The sequence below is a fragment of the Pseudoalteromonas phenolica genome (assembly GCF_005886345.1).
GTDB lineage: Bacteria > Pseudomonadota > Gammaproteobacteria > Enterobacterales > Alteromonadaceae > Pseudoalteromonas > Pseudoalteromonas phenolica_A.
In genome coordinates this window covers 63,664-86,432 of the sequence record NZ_PNEC01000010.1, presented here as the reverse complement: position 1 = coordinate 86,432, position 22,769 = coordinate 63,664, and the positions used below count along the sequence as shown (strand labels likewise).

At 41.9% G+C, this 22,769-nt stretch carries 16 protein-coding genes; 3 read left to right on the top strand and 13 right to left on the bottom strand.

What is annotated here, in order from left to right; translation table 11 throughout:
* Positions 1-39: 39 nt before the first annotated feature.
* Together phaC and CWB72_RS05980 are read left to right on the top strand one after the other, a co-directional pair.
* The gene (gene phaC / locus CWB72_RS05985) at positions 40-1,806 is read left to right on the top strand and encodes a class I poly(R)-hydroxyalkanoic acid synthase (protein ID WP_436409847.1); all 1,767 of its coding nucleotides are present in this window, start codon (positions 40-42) and stop codon (positions 1,804-1,806) included.
* A 194-nt stretch (positions 1,807-2,000) separates the two neighbouring features.
* The gene (locus tag CWB72_RS05980; RefSeq protein ID WP_138629924.1) at positions 2,001-2,621 is read left to right on the top strand and encodes a hypothetical protein; all 621 of its coding nucleotides are present in this window, start codon (positions 2,001-2,003) and stop codon (positions 2,619-2,621) included.
* Between the two features lie 69 nt (positions 2,622-2,690).
* Here the strand turns inward: CWB72_RS05980 and lpdA are convergent, their stop codons facing one another.
* The 8 genes from lpdA to serB all read right to left on the bottom strand — a co-directional run bounded on the left by lpdA (position 2,691) and on the right by serB (position 15,568).
* Complete coding sequence (gene lpdA, locus CWB72_RS05975; RefSeq protein ID WP_138629922.1) at positions 2,691-4,118, bottom strand: dihydrolipoyl dehydrogenase; 1,428 nt, start codon at positions 4,116-4,118, stop codon at positions 2,691-2,693.
* Between the two features lie 179 nt (positions 4,119-4,297).
* A complete protein-coding gene (aceF, locus tag CWB72_RS05970) occupies positions 4,298-6,190 on the bottom strand; it encodes a pyruvate dehydrogenase complex dihydrolipoyllysine-residue acetyltransferase (protein WP_138629920.1) in 1,893 nt (630 codons plus the stop codon).
* Between the two features lie 12 nt (positions 6,191-6,202).
* The gene (gene aceE, locus CWB72_RS05965) at positions 6,203-8,869 is read right to left on the bottom strand and encodes a pyruvate dehydrogenase (acetyl-transferring), homodimeric type (RefSeq protein WP_138629918.1); all 2,667 of its coding nucleotides are present in this window, start codon (positions 8,867-8,869) and stop codon (positions 6,203-6,205) included.
* 51 nt (positions 8,870-8,920) lie between these two features.
* Positions 8,921-9,679: a pyruvate dehydrogenase complex transcriptional repressor PdhR gene (gene pdhR / locus CWB72_RS05960; RefSeq protein WP_138567073.1), complete on the bottom strand. Its 759-nt coding sequence runs from the start codon at positions 9,677-9,679 to the stop codon at positions 8,921-8,923.
* Between the two features lie 329 nt (positions 9,680-10,008).
* Complete coding sequence (locus CWB72_RS05955; RefSeq protein ID WP_138629916.1) at positions 10,009-12,753, bottom strand: ATP-binding protein; 2,745 nt, start codon at positions 12,751-12,753, stop codon at positions 10,009-10,011.
* Between the two features lie 143 nt (positions 12,754-12,896).
* Positions 12,897-13,652, bottom strand: coding sequence for a substrate-binding periplasmic protein (locus CWB72_RS05950; RefSeq protein ID WP_138629914.1), 756 nt, complete (start codon positions 13,650-13,652; stop codon positions 12,897-12,899).
* Between the two features lie 80 nt (positions 13,653-13,732).
* Positions 13,733-14,524: a hypothetical protein gene (locus CWB72_RS05945; protein WP_138629912.1), complete on the bottom strand. Its 792-nt coding sequence runs from the start codon at positions 14,522-14,524 to the stop codon at positions 13,733-13,735.
* Between the two features lie 33 nt (positions 14,525-14,557).
* On the bottom strand, positions 14,558-15,568 hold the full coding sequence (serB, locus tag CWB72_RS05940; protein ID WP_138629910.1) for a phosphoserine phosphatase SerB: 1,011 nt from the start codon (positions 15,566-15,568) through the stop codon (positions 14,558-14,560).
* Between the two features lie 65 nt (positions 15,569-15,633).
* On the opposite strand from serB, the gene CWB72_RS05935 reads away from it, so the two are divergent.
* On the top strand, positions 15,634-16,263 hold the full coding sequence (locus CWB72_RS05935) for an AhpA/YtjB family protein (protein WP_252371500.1): 630 nt from the start codon (positions 15,634-15,636) through the stop codon (positions 16,261-16,263).
* Here the strand turns inward: CWB72_RS05935 and CWB72_RS05930 are convergent.
* The 5 genes from CWB72_RS05930 to CWB72_RS05910 form a co-directional block, all read right to left on the bottom strand.
* Positions 16,230-16,994: a TatD family hydrolase gene (locus CWB72_RS05930; RefSeq protein WP_138629908.1), complete on the bottom strand. Its 765-nt coding sequence runs from the start codon at positions 16,992-16,994 to the stop codon at positions 16,230-16,232. The two genes, CWB72_RS05935 and CWB72_RS05930, sit on opposite strands and share 34 nt — an antisense overlap.
* Before the next feature lie 13 nt (positions 16,995-17,007).
* Positions 17,008-17,649, bottom strand: coding sequence for a pyridoxamine 5'-phosphate oxidase (gene pdxH / locus CWB72_RS05925; protein WP_138629906.1), 642 nt, complete (start codon positions 17,647-17,649; stop codon positions 17,008-17,010).
* 76 nt (positions 17,650-17,725) lie between these two features.
* A complete protein-coding gene (gene argS / locus CWB72_RS05920; protein WP_138629904.1) occupies positions 17,726-19,468 on the bottom strand; it encodes an arginine--tRNA ligase in 1,743 nt (580 codons plus the stop codon).
* 69 nt (positions 19,469-19,537) lie between these two features.
* Complete coding sequence (gene prfC, locus CWB72_RS05915) at positions 19,538-21,127, bottom strand: peptide chain release factor 3 (RefSeq protein WP_138629902.1); 1,590 nt, start codon at positions 21,125-21,127, stop codon at positions 19,538-19,540.
* 148 nt (positions 21,128-21,275) lie between these two features.
* Positions 21,276-22,655 (bottom strand): MATE family efflux transporter, encoded by a 1,380-nt coding sequence (locus tag CWB72_RS05910; RefSeq protein ID WP_138629900.1) that lies wholly within the window; start codon positions 22,653-22,655, stop codon positions 21,276-21,278.
* Between the last annotated feature and the right edge of the window lie 114 nt (positions 22,656-22,769).

The following is a 22,769-nucleotide window of genomic DNA, read 5'->3' as shown; positions in this document are numbered from 1 at the left end:
ACCCAAGCAGCGTCTAGTTGTGTCATTAGGACAATCATGATGAAGATGGATAACGACGCCTTAAATGCTACGATGCAATCTTGGTGGCAACAAAACCAAGAAATTTTTAACTCCTTTACCCAAAGCCTGAGCCAACAAAGCCCTGTACAGCAAGCTTTAAATGAGCAAAACAGCAAAGACTTTACCACTTGGCTTCAAGCACTAAGCCAACAGCCTGAGACATTAATAAAGAATCAAACGAACTGGTGGCAACAGCAATTGCAGATAATGCAAAATGCGATGCAAGCCGGTGACGAAAACGTTGCGCCTGTCATCACTGAAGAGCGTGGCGACCGCCGCTTTAAAGACGAGCAATGGCAACAGAACCCATGGTTTAACTACATCAAACAAAGTTACTTATTATTTGGTGAGTCACTGTTACAAAACATTCGTGATACTCAAGGTCTAGACGAAAAACAAAAAGAACGCCTTGAGTTTTTTGCCAGACAAACCATTAACTCGCTTGCGCCCAGTAACTTTATTAGCACTAACCCTGAATTACTTAAACTCACCCTAGAGTCAAAAGGTGAAAACCTGGTGAAAGGTTTTGAGCTGCTTAAAAAAGACTTAGACAAAAGCCAAGACATGCTGCGTATTAGCATGACTGAAGAGCAAGCTTATAAACTCGGGGAAGACCTAGCCACTACCCCAGGTCGTGTGGTCTATCAAAACCATTTATTTGAATTAATCCAATACAGTGCAACCACAGAGCAAGTACTCGAGACGCCTTTAGTAATCATTCCACCTTATGTGAACAAGTATTATATCTTAGATTTGCAACAACAAAACTCAATGGTGAAATGGGCTGTCGATCAAGGCCACACCGTATTTATGATGTCGTGGAAAAACCCTGATCCAAGTATGGCACACATCAGCTTTGAAGATTATGTGGTCGATGGCGTGATTGCTGCCCTTGATGCCATCGAGAAACATATAGGCACAACCTATGTCAATGCCATGGGCTATTGTATTGGCGGTACTTTGCTGACCACTACATTGGCTTATTTCACAGCCAAACGTATGAAGCAACGTATTAAAAGTGCAACTTTATTAACCACCTTACTCGACTTTGCTCAACCTGGAGAGATTGGTGTCTTTATCAATGAGCCAACAATTTCAGCGCTTGAGGCGTATAACACTGAAAATGGTGTGATGCATGGTCACTCACTCGGCACCGCATTCAGTATGCTCAGAGAAAACAGCCTGTACTGGAATTATTATGTGAATAATTACCTCAAAGGCAAAGCACCTATGAATATGGACTTGCTCTATTGGAATGGCGACAGTACCAACCTTACTGCAGCATGTCATAATTTTATGCTGCGTAATCTCTATCTAGAAAACAAGCTGGTAGAGCCAAAAGCAATCAGTATTCGCGGCACTAAAATTGATTTGAGCAAGGTAAAAACACCGATTTATATGCTTTCTACGCGTGATGATCATATTGCGCTTTGGCAAGCCACATTTAAAGGTGTGCAAAATACCGCAAGCCCAGTGACCTTTGTACTAGGTGAGAGTGGCCACATTGCCGGTGTAATTAATGCACCTGAGGCAAATAAGTACGGTTACTTTTATGGCCCAGAGGCCAAAGGTGAAGCACAAGATTGGTTTGATAAAGCGCAGCATCAAACTGGCTCTTGGTGGCCTCACTGGCACCAGTGGCTTAACAATCTAAATGACACAAAAGTAGACGCCATAGCAACGCATACTGATGAAAAGCCGGGGATTTATGATGCACCTGGAGAGTATGTAAAGGTTAGTCTATAACTAATTCTCTTTGGCTTTATAGCAAAAAGCCAAAGAGCTTCTCTCGGTAATCAAGTAAAAACTTCAAGGTAGCTCTTTACAACCAAACATAAAATATTTTGTTTACAAAAGTTTACATTCAGCGCGGAGCACTCCTTCTTTTAAAAGTTTTAATAAAATACAATACACCCGATTTTAATAAATGGAATAAAATAATGATAAAAATGATTTCGGGTCTTGCCTTATCAGCATTAATCAGCGGCAATGCTTTAGCGAATGATGCTAATTTAGTTCAGGAAGACGGCTCTGATATAGGCTTTTCAGCGTTTATGGGGTACTCTGTTGGCGGTGAAAAACTGGTAGAAATAAACTATGAAGATAGTTCGGATCAATCAATTAAAACAGGCAAAGGTTTAAGTTTTGGATTTGGCCTTAATTATTCGATTAGTGAAAAGTGGTCTCTAGCTACCAACTTAAGTTATTTTTCAGATTCAGATAATGCAGAAAATTTAGATGCCGAAATCTCGCGATTTGTTTTAGACGCGATACCTTATTACCAACTTAATGAAAAATTTAAAATTGGCTTAGGTTTGACATATCACCTAAGCCCTGAACTTGAAGTTGAGTCTTCAAAGTTAGAATTTGATAGCGCCTTAGGCTCAGTGGTTTCAATTGGTTATGAACTTGAATCATACAATAGCATGATTGAAGTAAGATATGTGTCTAATAGTTACGACTACAATGAAAAAGTCTATTTAGGTTATGGCAGTTATGGAAGCTACAAAGGAACAGTAGATGCAAATCAATTTGGTGTATTTTGGCACTACCAGTTCTAATAATCATTGATGATTAAAAAACAAAAAACCCGCCGAAGCGGGTTTTTTTTAAAGCTTTAAATCAAAGAATTACTTCTTCTTTTTCACTGCTTTTTTGTTTGGTAGGTCAGTGATTGAACCTTCAAAGATTTCAGCAGCTAGACCGATTGACTCGTTCAGCGTTGGGTGAGCGTGGATAGTAAGCGCTAGGTCTTCACCGTCTGCACCCATTTCTACCGCTAGGCCGATCTCACCAAGCATCTCACCTGCGTTGATACCAACCATAGCACCACCGATAACGCGACCAGAGTCTTTATCGAAGATAAGCTTAGTTGAACCTTCAGTACGAGCTGAAGCGATTGCACGGCCAGATGCTGCCCACGGGAATACCGCAGTTTCAATGTTAAGGCCTTGCTCTTTTGCTTCTTTCTCAGTTACACCAACCCAAGCGATTTCTGGATCTGTGTATGCGATTGAAGGAATACACTTAGGATCGAAGTAGTGCTTCTGACCAGAGATAACTTCTGCAGCAACGTGTGCTTCGTGAACTGCTTTGTGCGCAAGCATTGGTTGACCAACGATGTCACCAATCGCGAAGATGTGGTTTACGTTTGTCTTCATTTGCTTATCAGTGTTGATGAAGCCACGCTCATCAACAACTACGCCCGCTTTTTCAGCGTCAAGTAGTTTACCGTTAGGTGTACGACCTACAGCAACAAGTACTTTGTCGTAACGTACAGGCTCAGCCGGAGCATTCTTGCCTTCGAATGATACGTATAGACCGTCTTCTTTCGCTTCAACAGCCACTACTTTTGTAGAAAGCATTACGTTGAACTTGTTCTTAACGTATTTCTGGTAAATCTTAATGATGTCTTTATCAGCTGCTGGTACTAACTGATCAGCAAATTCAACAACGTCGATTTGTGAACCTAGCGCACGGTAAACAGTACCCATCTCAAGACCGATGATACCACCACCTAATACAAGTAGCTTCTCTGGTACGTCTTTAAGCTCAAGCGCACCAGTAGAATCGATTACACGCTCATCTTGTGGGATAAAAGGTAGGTTTACAGGCTGAGAACCCGCTGCAATGATTGCATTGTCGAAAGTAACCGTTGTAGTACCGTTTTCGCATTCAACAGCGATAGTGTTAGCACCTGTGAATTTACCGTAACCATTAACAACGTTAACTTTACGCATCTTCGCCATGCCGTCTAAGCCACCAGTTAATTGACCGATTACTGACTCTTTCCAAGAGCGGATTTTGTCTAGGTCGATTTGTGGAGCACCGAAAGTAACACCGTGAGATGCCATTTCGCTCGCGTCGTCGATTACTTTAGCAACGTGAAGTAATGCTTTTGAAGGGATACAACCTACGTTCAAGCAAACACCACCTAGAGTGTTACGTGATTCGATAAGTGTAACGTCTAAACCTAAATCAGCAGCACGGAAAGCTGCAGAGTAACCACCAGGACCACCGCCTAGTACAACAACTTGAGTTTTGATCTCGTTGCTCATGTTTTAACCTTAATATTTTGCGAACGGGTTATGCCAAATTGGCGTTGCCCTACTCGTTATACTCACTGCCATGTCATCCATTTGTCAGGAGGAACAAGGGGCAGACTAAAAAAGTGTGCGTCGATTGTATCAGAGGATACAAACAAAATCCCACTGAAAATCAGTGGGATTTTTGAGTTTTACATTACCAGCTGACGAATGTCGCTCAGGTAAGCTGCAAGTGTTGCAGTAAAGCGTGCTGCTAACGCACCGTCAATTACACGGTGGTCGTATGAACAGCTTAGCGGCACCATTAGGCGCGGCTCAAACTCTTTACCATTCCACTTCGGCTTCATGTCAGACTTAGACACACCTAAGATAGCGACTTCTGGTGCATTTACGATTGGTGTAAACGCAGTACCACCGATGCCGCCTAGGCTAGAAATCGTGAAACAACCGCCCTGCATATCAGATGCAGTTAGTTTACCCTCACGTGCTTTCTTAGAAATTTCCATCAACTCGCGAGATAACTCAATGATGCCTTTTTTGTTCACATCACGAACAACAGGAACAACTAGACCATTTGGTGTATCTACTGCGATACCAATGTTTACATACTTCTTAAGAATTAAGCTTTCGCCATCTTCAGACAGTGATGAATTAAACGTTGGGAACTCTTCAAGTGCTTTAGCTGCTGCTTTCATTACGAATACTAGTGGAGTGATCTTCACACCCATTTTCTTCTTCTCAGCCAGTACATTCTGCTCTTTACGGAATGCTTCTAGCGTTGTGATGTCTGCTTCGTCAAATTGCGTAACATGTGGGATCTGTACCCAGTTACGGTGAAGGTTTGCACCAGAAAGCTTTTGAATACGAGAAAGTTTCTTCTCTTCAACTTCACCAAACTTGCTAAAGTCTACTTTTGGCCAAGGAATTAGGTTTAGCTCGCCACCACCAGTGTTGCCACCTTTAGATAGCTGACCTGATTCAACTTGCTTCACTAACTCTTTCACGTAGTTTTGTACGTCTTCTTTAAGTACACGGTTCTTGCGACCGGTGCCCTTAACGCGCGCTAGGTTTACACCAAACTCACGTGCTAAACGACGAACTACAGGTGATGCATGTGCGTATTGGTCGTTCGCTACAAATTCATCTTTTTGTGCTGAAGCTGCAGGTGCCGCTGCTGGCGCTGGTTTTGCCGCAGGTGCTGCTGGAGCCGCTTTTGCAGGTGCTGGCGCCGCTACAGGAGCAGGTGCAGAGCCTTGCGTTTCAAATACAAAAACAAGAGAACCAGTCGACACTTTATCGCCAACTTCAACTTTCACTTCTTTAACCGTACCGGCAAATGGTGCTGGTACTTCCATAGAAGCCTTATCACCTTCTACGTTTAAGATTGATTGGTCAGCTTCAACTACATCGCCTACCGCAACCATGACTTCGGTTACTTCAACTTCGTCACCGCCGATGTCTGGCACATGAACTTCTTTAACTTCTGCCGACGCTGCTGGAGCAGGCGCTGCCGCAGGAGCCGCTTCAACAGCTACCGGCGCAGATGCACCTGTTTCAAATACGAATACTAGCGAGCCCGTTGATACTTTGCCGCCAACTTCAACTTTGATATCGACTACTGTACCGCCAAATGGTGCTGGTACTTCCATAGAAGCCTTGTCGCCTTCTACGTTTAAGATTGATTGGTCAGCTTCAACCACGTCGCCTACAGCAACCATGATCTCAGTTACTTCAACCTCGTCACCACCGATGTCTGGTACGTGAACTTCTTTTAATTCAGATGCCGCTGCTGGAGCAGGTGCAGCCGCTGGGGCTGCTGGTGCTTCAGGCTCGGCTGCTGCAGGTGCATCACCCGCAGCATCAAAAATCATAATTAAAGAGCCAGTTGCAACAGTGTCGCCTTCAGCTACTTTAATTTCTTTCACTGTACCCGCTTGCGCAGCTGGCACTTCCATTGAAGCTTTATCACCTTCAACAGTGATAAGAGATTGATCAACTTCAACTGTGTCACCTACGTTAACTAGGATCTCAGTTACTTCAACCTCATCCGCACCAATGTCTGGAACATGAATTTCGATTGCCATTCTATCTGCCTCTTATGCGTATAGTGGGTTAGTTTTAGTTGTGTCGATATCAAATTTATTGATAGCGTCAGCAACAACTGATGCGTCAACTTTACCTTGCTTAACAAGCTCTGTAAGTGCAGCGACTACTACGTAACCTGCATTTACTTCGAAGTGACGACGTAAGTTTTCACGGCTGTCTGAACGACCGTAACCGTCAGTACCAAGTACTTTGAAAGAAGCGCTAGGCATATAAGCACGTACTTGCTCTGCATAGTTTTTCATATAGTCAGTTGCAGCAATTGCTGGAGACTCACCTAATACAGATGTGATGTAAGGTACTTTTTGATCTGCTGCTGGGTTAAGCATGTTGAAACGCTCAACATCTTGACCGTCACGTGCAAGCTCATTGAATGACGTTACAGAGAATACATCTGAACCGATGCCGTACTCTTCGCTTAGGATCTGACCTGCTTTACGTACTTCGTTTAAGATAGTACCTGAGCCCATTAGTTGAACGTGTGCTTTGTCGCCTGCATTGTCTTCAAGCTTATAGATACCCTTACGAATGCCTTCTTCCGCACCTTCTGGCATTGCAGGTTGTGCGTAGTTTTCATTCATTAGCGTTAAGTAGTAGAACACGTTTTCTTGCTCTGGACCGTACATGCGACGAATACCGTCTTGTAGGATTACCGCTACTTCAAATACGAATGTTGGGTCGTAAGAAATACAATTAGGAATAGTACCCGCTTGAATGTGCGAGTGACCGTCTTCGTGCTGTAAACCTTCACCGTTAAGGGTTGTACGACCAGCCGTTGCACCTAGTAAGAAACCACGCGCTTGTTGGTCACCCGCCATCCACGCCATGTCACCAACACGTTGGAAACCGAACATAGAGTAGTATATGTAGAATGGGATCATCGGCAGGTCATTTGTCGAGTATGATGTTGCAGCAGCAACCCATGAAGACATTGCACCTAGCTCATTGATACCTTCTTGAAGTACCTGACCTGATGTTGCTTCTTTATAGTAAGAAACGATGTCACGGTCTTGAGGTGTGTAGTTCTGGCCATGCGGGTTATAAATACCGATCTGACGGAATAGACCTTCCATACCAAAGGTACGTGCTTCATCCGCAATAATAGGTACGATGTTTTTACCTACGCCTTTATCCTTTAATAAGATATTTAGTGCACGTACATAACCCATTGTTGTAGAGATATCACGCTTTTGTGCTTCAAGTAGTGGCTTGAACTGCTCTAAAGTTGGTAACTCAAGCGCTTGCGTGAAGTTAGGTAAACGCTGAGGTGTATAACCGTGAAGCGCTTTACGACGTGAGTGAAGGTACTCGTACTCAGCAGAGCCCTCTTGAAGCTTCAGGTATGGTAAATCTTTGATTTGCTCATCAGATACCAAGTCTTCAAGACCAAGACGTGAACGAAGATGTTCAACGTGCGTCATGTCCATTTTCTTAACTTGGTGCGCAATGTTTTTACCTTCAGCTGCTTCACCCATACCGTAACCTTTAACCGTTTTAGCTAGGATCACAGTTGGACGACCTTTTGTCTCTTGCGCTGCTTTGTAAGCTGCGAAAAGCTTAGATGTATCGTGACCACCACGCTTAAGCGCGAAGATCTCGTCATCAGTCATATCAGCAACAAGTGCTGCTGTTTCTGGGTAACGACCGAAGAAGTGCTCACGAACATATGCGCCATCTTTCGCTTTATATGTTTGGTAGTCACCGTCGATTGTCTCGTTCATAAGCTGTAATAGCTTACCCGTTGTGTCTTTAGCAAGAAGCGCATCCCAACCAGCACCCCAAACAACTTTAATTACGTTCCAGCCTGCACCTTTGAATAGACCTTCAAGTTCTTGAATGATCTTACCGTTACCCATTACTGGGCCGTCTAGACGCTGTAGGTTACAGTTGATTAGGTAACAAAGGTTATCTAGCTTTTCACGCGCAGCGAAAGAAATTGCACCACGTGATTCTGGCTCATCCATCTCACCATCACCTAAGAACGCATATACGCGCTGCTCGTTCGTCTCTTTCAGACCACGACCTTCTAAGTACTTAAGGAAACGAGCTTGGTAGATTGATGCAATTGGACCTAGACCCATAGATACAGTTGGGAACTGCCAGAATTCAGGCATCAACTTAGGGTGTGGGTATGAAGAGATACCTTTGCCGTCTACTTCTTGACGGAAGTTATCAAGTTGCTCTTCAGTTAAACGACCTTCTAAGAAAGCACGTGCGTAGATACCTGGTGAAATGTGACCTTGGTAATAAACTAAATCACCACCGTCTTTTTCGTTTGGTGCACGGAAGAAATGGTTGAAACACATCTCATAGAATGCAGCCGAAGACTGGTAAGACGCCATGTGGCCGCCTAGCTCTAAGTCTTTCTTAGACGCACGTAAAACGATCATGATCGCATTCCAACGAACGATTGAACGAATACGACGTTCAATCGTTGTGTCACCTGGGTATGCAGGTTCTTGATCTGCTGGAATAGTATTTACATAGTTTGTAGTAATACCTGTTGGCATATCAACGCCATCAAGACGAGCTTGTTCTAATACTTGCTCTAATAGAAACTGAGCGCGCTCAACGCCCTCTTCTTTTACTACAGACTCAAGCGCTTGTAACCACTCTTGGGTTTCTAACGCGTCTACGTCAATTTTATTGACTTCAGACATATGGAGTGTTCCTTATGTTTAAAATACGAATTTAATTACTTCTGGTTAATCTTAACGAACTCGATTGTTACTGGTACGTCTTAAACTACGTGCGATCCGCGAACGTTCTTTGTCCGCTTCAAGTAATGCTTCTTCAATAAACGCTAAGTGCGCGTTACTGGCTAACCGTGCTTGCTCTGGATTACCTTCTATAACAGCATCCATCAACAATTTACGGTGCTCAGCAAGCTGTTCACTGACGTCGTTCTTTTGCACCAAAACTTGTAAGTTTTGTAATACATTTTGCTCGAGTAAAGACTGCATGCCTTTAACAAGGTGTAGTAGCACCACGTTATGCGACGCTTCAGCCACTGCAAAATGGAATGCATTAATTGCTTGTGCTTTTTGCTCTAGGTCTCCGTGCACATCGGCGATATTGTCAAAACTTTGCTGAACTTTCTCAAAGTCAGTGTCAGTTCCGCGAAGCGCTGCATAATATGCTGCAATACCTTCTAGTGCATGACGAAACTCCAGTAAATCAAATTGTGATTCTGGATGCTTACTGATCAAGTCAAACAGCGGATCAGTGAGCCCCTGTTCTAACTGATTTTTTACATATGTTCCGCCGCCTTGACGACGTGTCACGAGTCCTTTTGCCTCAAGCTTCTGAATTGCTTCTCGAAGAGATGGTCGTGAAACCTCAAACTGCTTCGCAAGCTCCCTTTCTGGAGGCAACTTTTCACCTGGCATTAAAGAGCCCTCGAGGATCATATTCTCAAGTTGCTCTAAAATAACATCGGATAATTTTGCTGCTTTTATCTTTAAAGACATTGATCAAACGCCGAATTTAAGCATGTTGAAAAGACCATCTAACATCACATTGCTAGGTAATCTCAACCAAAAGGTAAATTGGTAATACCAAATTTGCGCATTACACTATCAAAAACCCGTGATACTGTCAAAATTCTGCACGGTTTAACCACAGCTTCTCTACAACCAAAGTCTAAACTTTATACAAATTTAGGAAAAACCACAGTACAAATTAAAGTGGTCTGACCATTAAGGGGGGGGGTATTCATTATGTTCATAGTTTATCTGAGCAATTGTCCACACAAATAAAACCGTTTTGATATGATTTTTGTTGAGCCTGAAAACTAAACCTATGCTAATTTTTGAATACGTGATAACCCTATTTTTAGTTTTTCTAAAGTGACAGGCTTAGCAATATGCTCAGTAAAGCCTATCTTAAGTGCATACTCTCGACTATCTGTATCTGCATCTGCTGTTAATGCAATAATCGGAATGGCGCTAAAGTGTGGTATCGCTCTCAATTGCATGGTTGCTTTATAGCCGTCAAGTACAGGCATTTGACAGTCCATCAATACACCATCAAACTCCCCCTGTTTTAAAGCATCAATAGCCAGTGCACCATTCTCAACAACAACACTTTTTACACCCAAAGATTCTAACATGGCTTTGATCACCATCTGATTGACGGGGTTATCTTCAGCAACGAGAATATTCAGATTTTTACTGAGCTTTGAATCAAGCGACTGCTCAACAACCTGCCCGCTAGCTTTTCCAAACTTAACTTGAACTGAAAAGATGGTACCTTGAGGCTGGTTATTCTCTACTCGAATTTCCCCTTCCATTAAATCGCATAGCTGTTTTGAGATTGTTAACCCTAAACCCGTACCTCCAAACTTGCGCGAGGTTGAGTCATCGCACTGGGTAAAAGGTTCAAATAAACAAGCATGTTTTTCTGGAGCTATGCCAATTCCAGTATCAACAACTTGCACTTGAATAGAATAGGCGTCGTCATACTCACTAATCAAACTACATATTAAAGATACATGACCATTAGGTGTAAACTTAATGGCATTGCCACACAAGTTAATTAATACCTGTTCAAACCGAGTTTTATCCGCCTTAACTAAAAGGGCTGCAGGGCAGGTATTTTGATATATCCAGGTTAGCCCTTTTGCCGATGCTGAAAGCTTGAAAATGTTATTTACTTTATTAAATGAGTCATTTAAATCAAAATGGGTTTTATCAAGACTGAAATGACCCGACTCTATTTTTGAGAGATCTAAAATATCATTTACTATGTTCAGCAAATGCTGTGAAGATAAGTCTATATTCTCAAGATAAGGGCGAACTTGTTCGATATCTTCGCCATCTTTTGCCAACTGAGCAAAACCTACAACTGCATTCATAGGCGTTCTTATTTCATGACTCATATTTGCTAAAAAACGACTTTTTGCCTGATTCGCTTTATCTGCCTGTAGCAAGGCCAATTCTAGAGAAATGGTTTTTTCAGCAACCAACTTATCTAGCCCAGCCTGTTGATTGTGCATCATCAGAACTATTAACGTAATGGCTGTCACAATAATAAACTGGAAAAGAAACAAAGACAGGTGCTCGGTGTGTTGTTCAGCAATAATATAAGCTTCGTTTAAATATAAGTTCACTTGCCAACTTCGTCCCATCATTTTTATATCTAGCTGTTTAAGAGGCTCACCTTGCCATTGAAGTGGTTCACTTTTTATTGTTGAATATATTACTTTTTGAGTATCCTGCTCAATCACTGAAGAAAAAAACAACTCATTTTGTAAGTTGAGTAGAGCTCTATCTAACATTTCTTCAACTTTAAACACTCCTGTACTAAAGCCAATTAATTTACCTGAGCCACTTTTATGCTGAACAAGCTCTCCATCAAGTACAGGAAAAAACACTAAGAATGCTGGCGTGCTTTTCTCAAATTGAACTAACTGAATGATGGGCGTAGCTTTTGGCTGAAAATTTTCAAGTACGGCATTGAGTGTCTCCTTTCTGTCTTTATTAGAATAAACATTAAAACCAATGGCATTACGGTTGGTATTTTCAGGGTAGATATATCGGACATAAACAATGGGATCGTCATTCAAAATTGGCATGCCTTTTATTTGATATGACTGCTGATAATCAACTTTCAAATAATTGTTGTGAATTTGTTCCTGAGCTTGACTGATAATCGGGTTCCAAGACATGCCATAGAGTATATGTGACCCTGACATAAGAGACTGAACTTTGGCTGCAAAACTCTCTCGATTAAGTGACGCTGTTTGCTGTAAAAATGTCGCTAGATCTTCAAGCTTAATATGCGTGTTCGATAATTCACGATAAACTCGGTTTTCTATTGCTTGAGACTCTTTTTGTATCCTTTGTGTCAGTGTCGCTTTATTTGATTCAATAAAAAACCATGAAATAGAGATAACCGATGCTAAAAGGCAGAGAAATGACCAAATGATCATCTGAGCTGATTTAATTTTATAATCACTATTACTGAAGGGCCTAATTAATATAAGTAGTAAGGGGGTTATCAACAAAACTCCTAAAGAGTCCCCCAGCCACCAATAAAGTAATTTAAGTAAATACTGATCTTTGATAAACGTTGAATTAAAAAAGCTTAACGCAAATACACCTATATTTGACGATATGAGATTGACCAGTACGCCTATCACGAGAACAAAACGAATAACCTGCTTATTACCACTTAACGTTAAAGGGTTACCGAGCCAATAATGCATTAAAAAAGCACCGCAAGATGCTTGCAATGTAACACCTGTTGCAATACATAAGTTTTGTAGACCAACTTCTGAAATCACATCTGTAAGAACAAAATTTGGCGTAATTAAACAATTAAAAACAAAGGAACCAATGAACACTGCAGGAATAAAAAGCGAGCGCCAAATAAAACATCCTGCCAGAGCAATACCCGCAGGAAACCAGATCGGAATAACTGAGGTATAAAAAGTTAGTTGGGATAAACCATAGCCTGAAATCAAAAAGGCAATTACAAATGCACAATATAGTAAAACTTGTGTTCCAATCGATGCACTAAAATTCAGTTGTGATTTTATCAAAAAAGCACCTTACCTAGTGATGAAGGCTTAATAGTTTCATACGGTTGTTTTTTTAATTACTTTTAAAGAATAGACAAAATTAATTTTTACGCATATTTAAAAGCAGAAATGGCACAACTGATGTCAACTAAATAAAATTTTAGTTAATAAGCGACCTGCCACTTAGTCGCAAGTTTGAAGTAACGACCGTCTTGCTTAATCTTTTGCAGCGCTTTGCTTAAACGTATCACTGTGGATTTAGATAATTGTGAGTGGGCAGTAAAGTGAAGTTCATTTGGGAAATCGGCAAGTTCGAGCTTATGTTCAACTGATTCTGGTTCAAGTTTTAATAAGGTTAGCTCTTGCTCTAACGATATACTATTTGTCAAAACTAAATCGGTTCTATCTTTATAGAGCATGTTTAATAGACTGGCAGGATCTGTCGCTAACACAAGGTTATCTTCTTGACTAAACCCTTTAGACTCCAAAAATACTTGACTGAAGTAACCTCTGACTGTGCCAGTCCTAAATTTTTGTGCATCTTGAAGCGTTTTTAATTTTATATGATTTTGTTTTAACCCAATAAGGTAAGCTTTAGCTTGATAAACCTCACCTAAGAATTGAAAGTCGTTTTCTCTGCTTGGTGTTTTTAGCAATGAAAGCATTATAGTATTAGGGTCGCGCCTGAATTCTTTAAATGCTCGTGCTTGAGGCATAATTTCAATATTACTATTAATCTCGCATTCTTCAGTAAGTAATTGAGCCAGCTCAACTAAAAAACCGGCATACTTGCCCTGATCTGTAATATAGTGAAGTGGATAAAGGTCTTCGGCAACAAAGCGAAGTGAAGGCTGAGCAACTGCTTCCCTCAACTGAAGCAACAGCAATAAAAACAGAGTAATGAGGCTGAGCTTTTTCATAAGTACTACTGCCTATTTAAATAGCTTTTCTAGATTGCCTATGAAAAATGCATTATGCCAGCCATCTAGCATGATAAACTCTAATTACAAGGGTCATTTTCTGCCAGCGTTTGAGAAACAATTCTTGCTAATTCAGCCTGAACATCACTTGGCACTGAATTAATAATTTGCTGTTCATCACTATCGACTATCTCGCCTGTGATTATTTGAGCTAAGGTTAAGCTTGTACTCATAAAACCATAAGCTGCGGCATGATTCCCGTCGGGGCTATAGAAATATTGGCTTCCTAGTTGAGCAATAGCTTTATTCCACACTAAACCTATAGGTGCCACGCAACTGGGTTGATTCTGGGCTATAGACTTATGCAGCTCATAGACTCTCTCACCTTCAAGCGGATCTCCCTGTTGTGGGTGTTCGGGAAATAGAATGGGCATGATTTTGAGCGACTTTGCCATAGCTATAAATTGCTCTGTGGCACTAGTAGGATAAACATAGTTACCTGATTGAGAATATTTTTGGCCTTGAATAACTAAATGGCTCCATTGGCCAGATTCTAATTCATCAATTAGGGCTTTATTATTAATAAGATCATCCGTAAAACCAGAAGCAAGTACTTTCAACTCTACCAGCGCATTTGAACTGTAATGACCAACAACCTCTTTTAAAATACTACTCACGCCATAACTATGACTATTGCCTATTAATGCGATTTTATATTCTTCTAGATTCTGATTTATTGGTATCTCTGATTGAAAGCTTTGATAACTTAATGGCCTTTCATCATTGTTCTGTTCCTGATTATTATCTTTTACTCCATTACCACCACAGCCAGTTAGTAAAAAAAGTAAAAGCCCCCCTGTTATTCGCCTCATACTTCCTCCCTATAGTCAAAAGGTATATTCATCTTAATTAGGTATATCAATGAAATATATGAGTTGCAATAGTGAGCCATGACAAATGGCTGCATCGGCGTTTTCAACCACTTTTGGTTTGCCATGAATGGCCACCCCAGTTCCCGCTTCTGCCATCATCACTAAATCATTAGCACCATCACCAATGGCAATGGTTTGCCGTTTAGCTAAACCAAGTTGCGTGCGCGCCTTAGCTAAAATATCAGCCTTTTTCTGAGCATCGACCACATCGCCAAGTACTTTACCCGTTAAGCGTGCATCTTTTATTTCAAGCTCATTGGCATAAAAAGCATCTAGTGACAGAGGCTTTTGCAATGCTTCTGCAAACCAAGTAAAACCACCTGATGCGAGTACTAACTGCCAGTTATGGGCTTTTAAAGTGTGACATAGCTCTTGAATGCCCTCCATAAGCGGTAAGTTATCTTTTAGCTGTTGGATCAAAGACAGTTCAATGCCTTCAAGTTTTGCCACACGCTGATACAAACTTTCGCTAAACCCCAGTTGCCCCGCCATTGCCATGGCGGTCACACTGGCCACCTCGTCATAAACATCGGCTAGACGTGCTATTTCATCAATACACTCAATTTCTATCGCCGTCGAGTCCATATCCATGATGAGTAATCCCGGCTGGCTCAAACTGGCTGGCTTCGATAAATAGGCGCCTTCAAAACCATGCTTAGCGGCAAAACTACTAAGCTGTTTTTTATATGCTTTTAAGTCATCAAACTGTGCTTTAACGTCAAACGCTAACGCGGGGGTTAATTGCACTGCTGGCTGATACAGGCTTACCGCATTGATATTAGTCTCACCAATAAACTCAATGGCATATTGCAAAAATTGTGTGTTCGCTTGCGCACCAAAAAACACAATAAAATCTTCACCTAATTGCGATGACTCAGACGCTTGATCGACTAAGTGATCATTTTCAATCTGATACCATTTTGCTAAGGTGCATAAATCGGTGAGTGGAAGTTGCGGTGTAAGGTTAAAGCGAATACCAGCCATTGTGAGCTCCAAATTTAGTAACAATGCATTTGTAACATCATTCCAAAAGGCTGTCAGCACTCAATATGGATACTATGAAAAATACACAAGCTCTTGATTTGATAACGTCTTCGAAAAACCGGCGCTTGATCCGTCTAATCATTGCTGCGGCTTGCTTTGTCACACTGACTTGGATTGCCTTTAATACCAGTTTTCGCTCTCACCAACTATTACATAACCAAGCGCATCAAGCAGCCCGAAGTTTGGCACAGCAAACAGCGTGGAACGCCAGCTTTGCAATGCAAAACCAAGCGCTCGATAAGTTAGAAAAGCTGACAAAAAATTTGGCCAAAGATCCTTACGTGTTAGGCGCTGCAATTTATGACCACCAAGGGCAACTCTTGACTAAAAGTGAAGGATTTCAAGCCGAGCCGCTCAATCAAGGTATTGCTAAACAGTTACCAGGGATCAGCAAATTAAAAGATGCCATCGTGCTGCCCATTACCGATACGGGTGACAAGCCCCTTGGTTTTGTAAACATGGTGTATCTAACCCAAGATGCCATGAGTGAAAGCCACCATCACTTTCACGAACTCGGCCGTATGGTGTTGCTGATGTTGATCATTACTTGTGTATTCACTTGGCAATTAGGACGAGCGTTAAAACGTTGGGAAGTAAAGCGTCAAATCTTAAAAAGTGAGCAAGACGACGCATAAATTTGCTCAGCTATCTCAAACTCTGACTCGCTGCGAATTGCGACTAGGCAATCAAATACCGCTTTGAGACGTTCAGGTAAGTTCATCTGCCCTTGATAACCCGCAAGCGGCATAGAAGGCGCATCGGTCTCCAGAACTAAGCTATCGAGAGGTACTTGTGCCAAGGCTTGCTTGGTTTTGTTGGCTCGTTCATACGTTATCGTGCCCCCCACCCCAAGTTTAAAACCGAGTTTAATATACGCTTGCGCTTGTTGTTGTGAACCACTAAAAGCATGTATCACCCCACCCCTTTTTGGCTGTACTTGCTTAAATGCTTGCATGATTAAATGATGGCTTTGCCTATGATGCACAATGAGCGGCAGTGACAACTCATTCGCAAGCTTAATGTGTTCTACAAAAAGCGCTTGTTGCTTTTCAATATTTTCAATGCCCGCATCAATACCACACTCACCAATGGCCACCAGCTGCTTGCGATGTTCAATCGCCAAATTTTTCAGTTGTTCAAAATTGCCATCTTGATGTTCTGCCATAAAGTACGGATGAAAACCAAAAGCAATATAGACACCTGGGTTATGCTGTTTAAAGTCCAGTAAAGTTTGGCTTTGCTTGAGTGTGACTCCCGGCACAACAAAACCATGAATACCAAGCCGATTCGCACGGTAAACAAGGTTTTGAAAGTCACCTTTAAACTCGTCGAAGTCAAGATGACAGTGGGTGTCTATGAATTGCATATTGAAGCGAAGATTAAGGATTTAATCTTTCAATAGCCCAGCTGCCATCGACTTGTCTCACATACATAAAGCGGTCATGCAAGCGGTGCTCGCCACCTTGCCAAAACTCAACCTTAGTCGGCTCTACACAATAGCCGCCCCAAAAATCAGGTAATGGAATATCACCTTTGGCAAACTTTGACTTCATGCTTTCGAAGGTTTGCATCAGCACTTGGCGAGATGATACTGGACGAGACTGCTGTGACGCCCATGCTGCAAGTTGGCTTTCTTTTGGACGAGATAAGAAATATTTTGCTACAGCGCTGGTTGGCAGTGGCTTCGCTTCACCATAAACAATCACTTGCCGCTCAATCTCATGCCAAGGGAAGTGCAAAGAAATCTTGTTATTGCTCTTTAACTCTTGTGCCTTGCGTGAACCCGTATTGGTGAAAAATACGAAGCCATTTTCATCCAAATGTTTAAGCAACACGATGCGCTGTGAAGGCTGACCGGTTTCATCAACCGTTGCAACAACCATGGCCGTTGGATCATTGCTAAACTTAGCTTCAACCGCTTGTTTTAACCAAGCTTCAAATTGCACGATTGGGTCATCTGCTAGCATGTCACGCTGCAGACCGCCTTGGGTATACTCGCGACGAATGTCTTCTAATTTCATGCTTATTCCTTATAAAAAAGGCCGCAACAACATACTGTTGCGCGGCCTATAAAACTCATTTAGTTAACGAAACAGATTACATCTGCTCCATTACCTCGATGCCCAGAAGGTCTAGACCGGTACGCAGCGATTTAGCCACTAAATTACATAGTAGTAAACGGCTTTCACGTACATCAGCTACCACATCATCTTTTAAGATTGGGCACGCTTCGTAGAATGTCATATATAGGCTCGCAAGCTCATATAAGTAACCACATAATACGTGTGGAGTCGCTTCGCTGATCATCAGATCTAGCACTTCTTCAAGCTGAAGAAGTTTTAACGCCAGTGCTTTTTCTTGTGGCTCAACAATGTTAATACTGCCAGCAAGATTTGTACTGTCTACGTCTGCTTTACGGAAAATACCACTTACACGTGTGTAAGCGTATTGTAAGTAAGGTGCTGTTGCGCCTTCAAAGCTCAACATTGTGTCCCAGTTGAAGATGTAGTCACTGGTACGGTGCTTAGATAAATCAGCGTATTTAACTGCGCCAATACCCACTTTACGCGCAATTTCGCTTCGCTCTTCTTCGCTTAATTCAGCGGTACGGTCAGCAATTTTATCTGCTGCACGGCTTACTGCTTCTTCAAGTAGGTCTGCAAGTTTAACTGTACCACCAGTACGAGTTTTGAATGGTTTACCATCATCCCCCATCATAGTACCGAACAGGCTTGGCTCGTAGCTGGTTTTGTCTTGTAATAGACCCGCTTTACGTGCAGTGATCTCAACCTGGTTGAAGTGTAAGCCCTGACGCGCATCTACGAAAATTAAGATACGGTCTACGTCTAGTTCGTTTGAGCGGTAATCACAGGCTGCAAGGTCAGTGGTTGAATATAAGAAACCACCACCTGATTTTTGTACGATGAACACTGATGGCTCACCGTCTTTGTTCGCAAGCTCATCAAGGAATACCACTTGTGCACCTTGGTCTTCAACTGCGATGCCCTTTTCTTTAAGCAGGTCAATCACACTTTGCAGTCGGTCGTTATAAGCACTTTCTGCTTTAATATCATCACGCCCAAGGGTGACGTTTAGTCTTGCATATACTTCTTCAGAGTGCTTAACCGAAGTGTCGATAAACATCTGCCAAAGTTTCTTACAATGCGCGTCGCCACCTTGTAATTTAACAACGTAATCACGCGCTTTGTCGGCAAAGCCTTCTTCGTCATCAAAACGTTTTTTCGCGTCACGGTAGAAACTTTCAAGATCAGCTAGCGCGACTTTTTCAAGGTCAACGCCCTGCTCAAGTAAATCTTCAAGGTGAGCGATAAGCATACCGAACTGTGTACCCCAGTCACCCATGTGGTTTTGACGAACAACCGTATCGCCACGGAATTCAAGGGCACGTACAACCGCATCACCAATGATGGTAGAACGTAAATGACCTACGTGCATTTCTTTTGCAAGGTTTGGTGAAGAGTAATCAACCACCACTTTATGTGGGTTTGCATGCTCAGCAACACCGAGTTTTGCATCTTGGTTTGCCGCTTCTAGGCTTGCAGCTAAAAACTCAGGTTTTAGGTGAATGTTGATGAAACCCGGGCCTGCAATTTCTGTTTTTGCAGCAAGATCAGCAACGTCTAAATTATCGATGATCTTTTGTGCAAGTTCACGAGGGTTGGTTTTTAATGCTTTTGCAGCGCCCATTGCGCCATTGATTTGGTAATCACCAAATTGCGGACGAGTAGATTGCGTAACCGCTGGGTTTGTGCCTTCAGGAATGCCCGCAGCGTGCATCGCTGCATTGGCTTTTTCAATTAATAGAGTTTTGATATTCATTTTTTATCCTGTAACCCTTGCCAGCCATCAATGCCAGCAAGGTTAAATTCGATTCAATTTAAGCGTTTATTAGTGTTCACGTGTATGGTGGAACTGAACATCAGGATAGCGTTCCATCGATAAATTTAAGTTTACACGGCTTGGTGCAATGTAAGTTAAGTTATCACCACCATCAAGGGCTAAGTTAGCTTCACACTTACGTTTAAACTCAGCCATTTTCTTATCATCGTCGCAGGTTACCCATCGCGCTGTTTGTACTGACACACTCTCGTAAATGGCATCTACGTTATATTCCGCTTTTAAACGCGCAACAACCACATCGAACTGCAGCACACCAACCGCACCTACAATTAGGCTGTTATTTTGTAGTGGTCTAAATACCTGTACCGCACCTTCTTCTGAAAGCTGTACTAAGCCTTTTAATAACTGTTTTTGCTTAAGTGGATCTTTTAGACGAATACTACGGAATAATTCTGGTGCGAAGTTTGGAATACCGCTGAACTTAAGCTTCTCACCCTGAGTGAAAGTATCACCGATTTGGATTGTACCGTGGTTATGCAAACCAATGATGTCACCGGCAAACGCTTCTTGAGCACGTTCACGGTCACCGGCCATAAAAGTTACCGCGTCAGAAATACTGACTTTTTTGCCAATACGTACGTGGTCCATCTTCATACCTTGGGTATATTTACCAGATACAATACGCATAAAGGCGATGCGGTCACGGTGTTTCGGGTCCATGTTCGCTTGGATTTTAAATACGAAGCCAGAGAACTTTTCTTCTTCGGCTTTTACTTCACGCTCGTCTGTTTGACGTGGCATAGGCGTTGGCGCCCACTCAGTTAAACCATCAAGCATGTGGTCAACACCAAAGTTACCTAGTGCTGTACCAAAATATACAGGCGTTAATTCACCCGATAGGAATAACTCATGATCAAATTCGTTTGATGCACCTATCACAAGCTCTAGCTCTTCACGAAGTTGCTCTGCTAATTCATCCCCGATTTCTGAATCTAAGTCTGGGTTATCTAAGCCCTTAATGATGCGCTTTTCTTGGATGGTATGACCTTGACCAGTTGCGTATAGAATCGTTTCATCACGGTGAATGTGATACACACCTTTAAACTCTTTACCACAACCGATTGGCCATGTGATCGGCGCACACATGATGTTAAGTTCAGTTTCAACTTCGTCCATCACTTCCATTGGATCACGGATGTCACGGTCAAGCTTGTTCATGAACGTCACGATTGGCGTATCACGTAAGCGAGTTACTTCCATCAGTTTACGTGTACGGTCTTCTACACCTTTTGCTGCATCGATCACCATCAGACATGAATCAACGGCTGTCAGTGTACGATAAGTATCTTCAGAGAAGTCTTCGTGTCCCGGGGTATCTAGTAAGTTAACCAAAGCATCGTTATACGGAAACTGCATTACAGAGGTTGTTACTGAGATACCACGCTCTTTTTCCATTTCCATCCAGTCAGATTTAGCGTGTTGGTTTGAACCACGGCCTTTTACCGTACCGGCTTTTTGTAGGGCCTTTCCGAATAAAAGTACTTTTTCTGTGATGGTGGTTTTACCCGCATCCGGGTGCGAGATAATCGCAAAAGTCCGTCTTTTCGAGACTTCCTGAGGAATTGAAGCGTTTGACATCGATTAAAATCTTCTCTTGAATTGAGCGCAGGTAAAATTACCTGCCCTGCTCAGGCTATGAATATCAGTTAATCGACTATTTTCGCTTATCTTGCCAAGATACTCAATCGTACAGCGGTTTTTATAACAACTTTTTCTTCTCAATTAGTTAAACTTTTTCTGTTTGCAAGCCTAATTGAGTCATGTCGTTTTGTTCATCACTTGAACGGCTGTAAACAACGGTGATTTGATAAAATGCGAAACCGCCCATAACCAAATGCGATACTGCTAAGCCAATAAATAATCCCATACTGCCAAATAGATTAAGACCCAACACAGCCAAAATTGGGATAAGCAGTAGACGGTGGAAAGCCAAAAACACCATGGCTTGTTTACTCTTACCCATGGCATTCAAACAAGAGACATACACCATAGACATACCTAAGCCGACATAACTAATGGGCAAGAATTGAATGAAGTATTTTAACAAGGTAATTTGCTGACAATCGGGGCAGATCCCAGCAAACAGCTGCGACTGAAATAGATAAAGTAAAACGGCTATCACACATTGCATAGCAATAATGAGATAAAACGCACTTTTTAAAATACTCACAGCTCGCTTTTTATTGTTCGACCAATAATTGACGCCCACTATGGCAGATAATGAAGCGGTCAGCACCATAGGAATTAATAAAGCCAATGCTTCTATCTTAAAGGTTAAAGCAAATACAGCGATAAAGGCGGCATCAAACTGGCTGGCGATATAAGTTAAAAGCGCAAGCGAGCATGCTGGCATTAACTGCTGGCAAATAATGAGTACCGTATCTAAGTTGGCACTTACTGCTTTGCTTGATGAAAATAAACTCGATTTATGCCTAATGAACACAAGGCTTAAACCAATCACTGCAAATAAAACATCAACAAAAGCATGCAACTCGCCGAGAGAACTTAGCAAATGAAGCTCGCTTTGCTGAACTAACACAATTAACCCAATTGATTTACACATCATCCAAAGCAATAAATACAGTGCCGAATACCAACAATTATTTAGCGCTCTAAGCGCGCTGCTCACTTGCCAAATAATCACGAGGGCAAAGAGTGTGCTGATCCGCACTGTTAAAAACGACATGATCTCTGAAGTAAACTCGACAGACTGCACGTCCGATAAAGTACTCAACCACTCAGCTAAACCGAATAAGGCCATTATTTCATCTAATGAGAGTAATAAAAAAATAGATACAGCGACACTGGCAAATACACCAAAGCGAATATGAGCAAACAATCCTTTATTTTTCTGGTCGACCAATTGCACCATCGCCATATTCGTTCGCACCGACAGCGCAACAGCAAAAGCCATCAAAATTACAAATAAAGGCTGTGCATACCCATAGAGTTGTAGAAGTTGCTCATTGGTATTGGCTATCACCGACGATTCGGCTAGATCGTAGGCCAGTAGAAAACAAATCGCTGGCAATAAAATAGCGGTGGTTTTTCTTAATAGCTGCCAAGGCGATGCACTTAGATAACACAAAGTTTGACTCTGCTGCATAGTATCAATCCATTTCTTACGTCTTAAACTAAGACCCCTAACTTAGGTTTTTATTACAAAATAACTTTCAGCGTTTGTAACAAAGTATGTGTTTAGTGATCGAGCTAAGACGTT

Bases quoted from the DNA above. Each gene is read 5' to 3' on its own strand.
- CWB72_RS05930 (WP_138629908.1), bottom strand. From the start codon at position 16,994: ATGCAATTCATAGACACCCACTGTCATCTTGACTTCGACGAGTTTAAA.
- CWB72_RS05935 (WP_252371500.1), top strand. From the start codon at position 15,634: ATGGATACTATGAAAAATACACAAGCTCTTGATTTGATAACGTCTTCG.
- CWB72_RS05980 (WP_138629924.1), top strand. From the start codon at position 2,001: ATGATAAAAATGATTTCGGGTCTTGCCTTATCAGCATTAATCAGCGGC.
- lpdA (WP_138629922.1), bottom strand. From the start codon at position 4,118: ATGAGCAACGAGATCAAAACTCAAGTTGTTGTACTAGGCGGTGGTCCT.
- CWB72_RS05945 (WP_138629912.1), bottom strand. From the start codon at position 14,524: ATGAGGCGAATAACAGGGGGGCTTTTACTTTTTTTACTAACTGGCTGT.
- pdhR (WP_138567073.1), bottom strand. From the start codon at position 9,679: ATGTCTTTAAAGATAAAAGCAGCAAAATTATCCGATGTTATTTTAGAG.
- serB (WP_138629910.1), bottom strand. From the start codon at position 15,568: ATGGCTGGTATTCGCTTTAACCTTACACCGCAACTTCCACTCACCGAT.
- aceE (WP_138629918.1), bottom strand. From the start codon at position 8,869: ATGTCTGAAGTCAATAAAATTGACGTAGACGCGTTAGAAACCCAAGAG.
- aceF (WP_138629920.1), bottom strand. From the start codon at position 6,190: ATGGCAATCGAAATTCATGTTCCAGACATTGGTGCGGATGAGGTTGAA.
- phaC (WP_436409847.1), top strand. From the start codon at position 40: ATGAAGATGGATAACGACGCCTTAAATGCTACGATGCAATCTTGGTGG.
- argS (WP_138629904.1), bottom strand. From the start codon at position 19,468: ATGAATATCAAAACTCTATTAATTGAAAAAGCCAATGCAGCGATGCAC.
- pdxH (WP_138629906.1), bottom strand. From the start codon at position 17,649: ATGAAATTAGAAGACATTCGTCGCGAGTATACCCAAGGCGGTCTGCAG.
- CWB72_RS05910 (WP_138629900.1), bottom strand. From the start codon at position 22,655: ATGCAGCAGAGTCAAACTTTGTGTTATCTAAGTGCATCGCCTTGGCAG.
- prfC (WP_138629902.1), bottom strand. From the start codon at position 21,127: ATGTCAAACGCTTCAATTCCTCAGGAAGTCTCGAAAAGACGGACTTTT.
- CWB72_RS05950 (WP_138629914.1), bottom strand. From the start codon at position 13,652: ATGAAAAAGCTCAGCCTCATTACTCTGTTTTTATTGCTGTTGCTTCAG.